The sequence below is a fragment of the Blautia sp. HCN-20427 genome (genome assembly GCF_037890365.1).
GTDB lineage: Bacteria > Bacillota > Clostridia > Lachnospirales > Lachnospiraceae > Blautia.
In genome coordinates this window covers 1-2,720 of record NZ_JBBKBX010000050.1, presented here as the reverse complement: position 1 = coordinate 2,720, position 2,720 = coordinate 1, and the positions used below count along the sequence as shown (strand labels likewise).

Annotated in this window: 3 protein-coding genes; all 3 read right to left on the bottom strand. The window is 43.6% G+C overall.

Annotated elements, in window-relative coordinates:
• Positions 1-61: 61 nt before the first annotated feature.
• The 3 genes from tnpC to WKT17_RS16075 all read right to left on the bottom strand — a co-directional run bounded on the left by tnpC (position 62) and on the right by WKT17_RS16075 (position 2,691).
• Positions 62-1,681: an IS66 family transposase gene (gene tnpC, locus WKT17_RS16085; protein ID WP_340273670.1), complete on the bottom strand. Its 1,620-nt coding sequence runs from the start codon at positions 1,679-1,681 to the stop codon at positions 62-64.
• 292 nt (positions 1,682-1,973) lie between these two features.
• Positions 1,974-2,336, bottom strand: coding sequence for an IS66 family insertion sequence element accessory protein TnpB (tnpB, locus tag WKT17_RS16080; protein ID WP_173750323.1), 363 nt, complete (start codon positions 2,334-2,336; stop codon positions 1,974-1,976).
• The gene (locus tag WKT17_RS16075) at positions 2,326-2,691 is read right to left on the bottom strand and encodes an IS66 family insertion sequence element accessory protein TnpB (protein WP_291683699.1); all 366 of its coding nucleotides are present in this window, start codon (positions 2,689-2,691) and stop codon (positions 2,326-2,328) included. Before WKT17_RS16075 ends, tnpB begins: the two co-directional genes overlap by 11 nt.
• Between the last annotated feature and the right edge of the window lie 29 nt (positions 2,692-2,720).

The window sequence follows — 2,720 nt, the reverse complement described above, 5'->3', positions numbered from 1 at the left end:
GTAAACGCAAAATAGCGAGTACCTTGACATTTTTAGGCGGCTGCTTTGCAGCCACCGATATTTAAGCTTTGCGGATCCCTGCCGGAAGTTTTCCTGACCAGGGCAGAAGATCTTCCAGAAAAGAACAATCCTTATCATTCATGTGTTTCGGAATCTCTTCCAGGAGATGCTGCACATAATCAAAAGGTTTCAGATTATTGGCTTTTGCAGTTTCTACAATACTGTAAATGATTGCGGAAGATTTGGCTCCATGAATCGTATCGATCATCTGCCAGTTCTTCTTTCCGATACAGAAACCCCGGATTGCCCTTTCGGATGCATTATTATCAATCGGAACATCTCCATCTGTGAGAAATACCCGGAGATATTTTTCCTGATTCAGTGCATAGCCAACAGCATCACCAAATTTATCTTTCTTGGACACATTTATAGTTTTTAGGTACGCAAAAAACGCATCCACAAGTGGTTTGATAACCGTCTGCCGTTGCTTAAGCCGTTCATCAGAAGAAAGGTCCTTCAGCTTCCCTTCTTCCCGATAGATTGCCTGAATCTGTTTCATCAGAAGAAATGCATTGGATTCCTTTTGACAGGATTTCGGAACCAGCTTTAAGGCTTCATCAAATCTGCGGCGACAGTGCACCCAGCATCCGGCAATGGTCAGTTCTTCCAACTCTTTTTCTAAAGTATGGTAGACCTGGTAACCGTCTGTTACACAGATGCCGTCGTACCCTTTTAGGAATTCCCGTGGATGGGATGCATTTCTCGTTTGCTGGTATTCATACAGGACAATCTGCCGTTTTTGATACAAATGTCCGGAACGGTATACCCACATCCAGCTTTTGCTCCCGGCTTTGCGTCCGTCATGGTTTACAAGCACCGGCGTCTCGTCTGCCTGGATGACGTGGTAGAAATACAATTCTTTATGAAGATAATCATAAAGGATTGATAGATATTCCTCTGCTAAACGTATGCACCAGTTTGCCATGTTCTGCCTTGTGATCTGCAGACCATAACGCTGGAATTCCTGCTCCAATCGATAGAGAGGAACTGCGTTCACATATTTTCCATTGATGATCGCAGCACCCAGAGATGGTGATACCAGACTCCCATGCAGTAACGTCTTTGGATGGTCTGCTTTCACCATGTGTTCATCTGTTTTGCTGGCATACACACCGATGTGATGTTCTTCCACTTCTGCCTTCGCAGGTACGAAATGATATTTTCTGGAAATGGCATCCGGTAACTGCTTCCATCCCCTGACACCGAATTCCGCTTCCAATTCCTCTTCGGACAGATAATGGTCAATCCGTCTGACCGGAAGCCCGGAAAGATCAGCCTCTTTCTTTCCTTTACGCTTCGGCTGCTTTGGAGACTTCAGTTCCAGAGCATCAGGCTCTGCTGCATTAAGATCACAGACAGCTTCCGCTTCATTGAAAAAGATAATCGTTCCGTCTACTTCACGAAAACAGATCTGGCTGGTATCTTCCATTTTTTCAGAAGACCTGCCAAAACGGTTCTGCTTACCAAGGATTACCTGTTCCATCAGGAGCTGCATTTTTTCATTCGATGCGTGAAGTTCCTTTGTTATGGCTTCCAATTGCTCCTGCTGTTGTAAAAGAAGCTGGATAAGAAACGGCTTATCAACACTATTTAATTGTTCCTTCGTATACTTAACTGCCATAACTAAACCTCACTTTCCTGAGTGCTATTATAGCAGAACCAACGGTTTTTGGCTATTTTTGAATTCTGTCACCTTCGTCATTTTGACGGTGGATAACAGTCATGAATACCTGAGAATAAAAGCCTGAATTTCAGATATTTATGACTGTTATCCACAATCTGAAAAGTTTTGGGATCCGGAGTATATAGAAACTCACAGAAAACTTTCAGAATGTGAATAACTTTAAATTTTATATCGCACAGGATAACCTGACATGGATGAAAATGATTTTATTTTCTGCGTTTTGCACAAATCACAAGGAGAATTCAGGATCAGGAACTTCTTCTATTGGATGTCTGGCAACGATTTCCAGACCCTGCATCAACATTCGATACTGGTCTGTGCTGATCTCCAGAGCTTCCTCCTGTGTGCGAGGCCATCGGAAGTTCCCGTTTTCAATCCGCTTGTACAGAAGGAGAAACCCGTCTCCTTCCCAAATAAGCCCTTTTATGCGATCTGTGCGTTTGCCACAAAATAAGAATAATGTATTCTTATCGTAAGGATCCAACTGGAACTGAAAACGTATAATCCTGGCTAAGCCATCAATTCCTCTGCGCAGATCTGTAAATCCGGTGGCCAGATACACTTTTTTGAACCCAGAGCCATCATTGAGCATTGCTGATCACTCCCAAAAGTGTTTTTAGAAATGAGGCAGATGCCTGTTCCGTGATTTCCAAAGTAAGGTGGTTTCTACCTCTGATCACGGCAGCGATTTTATGCTCCGATGTCATATTTACGGGATGGATTGAAGGAGAAGGAACTTCTACAAATGTTTGTGTCTGCTCCGCAGTTTCCAGGTAAGCCTCACGGACTTTTCGGAGCCTCCAGTAATAACTCGCTTTTGTAATGTCGTGCAGCTGACACCATTCATCGATCTTCATTCCTTGCGGACGGTTTTGACAGTCTCTGACCAGATCAGCCCATTCACTCAGACGGGTTTGCTGTGCAACTAAACTTGTGTGAGATTTCATGACTCACCTCCTGTGATAAAGTCTAAAAA